The 2,156-nt window shown below is 50.0% G+C and carries 3 protein-coding genes; 2 read left to right on the top strand and 1 reads right to left on the bottom strand.

Features of this window, described 5'->3' with window-relative positions; all coding sequences use genetic code 11:
* Window positions 1-283 (top strand): arginase family protein (locus ACTF7Q_RS10630; protein ID WP_438997806.1); only part of this gene is annotated, 283 nt, incomplete at its 5' end.
* Between the two features lie 27 nt (window positions 284-310).
* On the opposite strand, the gene ACTF7Q_RS10625 is transcribed toward ACTF7Q_RS10630, so the two are convergent.
* Window positions 311-1,591: an NAD(P)/FAD-dependent oxidoreductase gene (locus ACTF7Q_RS10625; RefSeq protein WP_438997805.1), complete on the bottom strand. Its 1,281-nt coding sequence runs from the start codon at window positions 1,589-1,591 to the stop codon at window positions 311-313.
* A gap of 239 nt (window positions 1,592-1,830) precedes the next feature.
* Here ACTF7Q_RS10625 and ACTF7Q_RS10620 point away from each other — a divergent pair.
* On the top strand, window positions 1,831-2,156 hold a 326-nt coding region (locus ACTF7Q_RS10620; protein WP_438997804.1), incomplete at its 3' end, for an aminotransferase class III-fold pyridoxal phosphate-dependent enzyme.

Genomic DNA, 2,156 nt, shown 5'->3' with positions numbered 1-2,156 from the left:
GAATAATCCGGTCTATCTGTCATTTGACATTGATGGGCTTGATCCGGCCTTTGCGCCAGGAACAGGAACGCCGGTTTCGGGCGGGCTGGCCAGCTGGCAGGGGATGGAATTTATCCGGGGTCTGGAACCGCTGAATCTGGTTGGCATGGATCTGGTCGAGGTTGCCCCCGCCTATGATCATGCCGAAATAACCGCTATTGCGGCGGCAACGATGGCTTATAATTGGCTTGCCGTTCTGGCGAAAAAGCAAGGCGCACAAACGCATCCGGTTGGACGGTTGTAACATATAACGATCCAAACAAATCGCGAACTAAAATTTCAGCTGGTCGCGCAATTTATACCAAGCCATGCCAAGTGCCAGCGCGGGTGTCCGGAAAACACCACCTGGGAAAGGCAGATGATTGAGTTGCGTCATCACGTCAAAAACGGCACCATTGCCACTGATGGCATCGGCAATAATATGACCTGCCTGTCCTGTCAGGGCAACGCCGTGTCCCGAAAAACCCTGTACGAAATAGACATCATCATTGGTGCGGCCAAAATGCGGAATGCGATTCACCGTAATGCCGATCTTGCCTGACCATATCTGTTCAATATCAGCGCCCGCCAGCATCGGGAAAACAGCTTCCATGCGGCGGCGCAAATCACGTTCCAGATTGCCAACCTGAACATTTGTATAGCTAGCACGCCCGCCAAAGATCATACGACCACTGGCATCAATCCGGTAATAATTGAGCGCGGCATTGCAATCGGATACCGCCGCGCCGGTAGGCAATAGCGCCTTTATCATATTATCCGAAAGCGGTTTTGTTGCCAGAATTGACGAGGTTACCTGCGCTAGTCTGCGGCGCATATGGGGTAATGCGAGATCCCCAAGATAAGCATTACCGCATAGGACAATAATCCTGGGCTGGATCGTTTTGCCATCAGCCGTGGTGAGGATTTTTTCAGGTTTCGTGACAAGTTTTGTGATTGGTGTGTTTTCATAAATACGTGCCCCTGCCGCCTGTGCCGCAGTGGCTAGCCCCAGCAGATATTTCAGGGGCTGGATATGCCCGCAACCGCTATCATGCAAAGCACCTACATAGGCGTCTGAACCAATATGTTTGGCCAGCGCATTCGGATTGTCGAGACGGGTGAAATGATTATAACCGCGTGCTTCCCATTCAGCCTGCATAATGTCCAGATCGCGCATTTGCCCTTTATGCAAAGCCGCGTGCAGATAGCCGAACCGCAAGTCACAATCGATATCATAGTCAGCTACATTCTGTGTGAGCAGATCGACAGCGCTCATTCCCGCATGCCAGGCAAGATCGGCATCGCTTGGCGAGATTTGCCGGCTAATATGGTGAAAATCGTTTGGCCAGCCTTGACACACATGACCACCATTGCGCCCCGAACCGCCTGTGCCAAGGCTATGCGCTTCACATAGGGCAACGTCATAACCACGCTTGGCCAAGGTCAATGCTGTTGAAACGCCGGTAAGGCCACCGCCAATAATGGCGACATCACAAACCAAATCTGAATCCAGCTGTGGATTGATTTTACGTGCGCCCGTTTCATGTGCATAGATTGAGTCGAGTATCGTCATATACGATATGGCCCTCCATGATATTTGCTAAGGTGACATTTGTTAAGGTGCTATTAGTTAAGGTGCTATTTGTTAAGCTGTTATGATTGCTTATGAATTTTATCCGGCGTAATGTGACTTTAACGTAATCTGGACGCCATGGTGAACGCAAGTGTCTAAACAGCATCATGTCTATATCGTTGATGGATTATGTGACATTTACAATATATATTCAGATATAACATGCATTCAGGTGACTGATGAAAATAGATAATTCGACTTCCAGCACGTGGCAGCAGATGGATGCGGCGCATCATCTTGCCCCATTTACCGATTATGCCGAAATCCGCGAACATGGGGCGCGTGTGATCACCCATGCTGATGGCCATTATATTTATGACGGCGATGGCAACAAGATACTTGATGCCATGGCAGGCTTGTGGTGTGTGAATGTCGGCTATGGACAGCAAAGCCTAGTTGATGCCGCCGCAGACCAAATGCGCATACTGCCCTATTATAATAATTTTTTCAAAACGACAAACCAGCCTGTTGCGGCCTTGTCGCAGCGACTTGCCGAGATCACGCC

This window comes from Puniceispirillum sp. (SeqCode) (genome assembly GCF_965657105.1).
Classification (GTDB): Bacteria; Pseudomonadota; Alphaproteobacteria; order Puniceispirillales; family Puniceispirillaceae; genus Puniceispirillum.
Note: the sequence above shows the minus strand (reverse complement) of the source record. Positions and strands in the feature narration are given on the sequence as shown.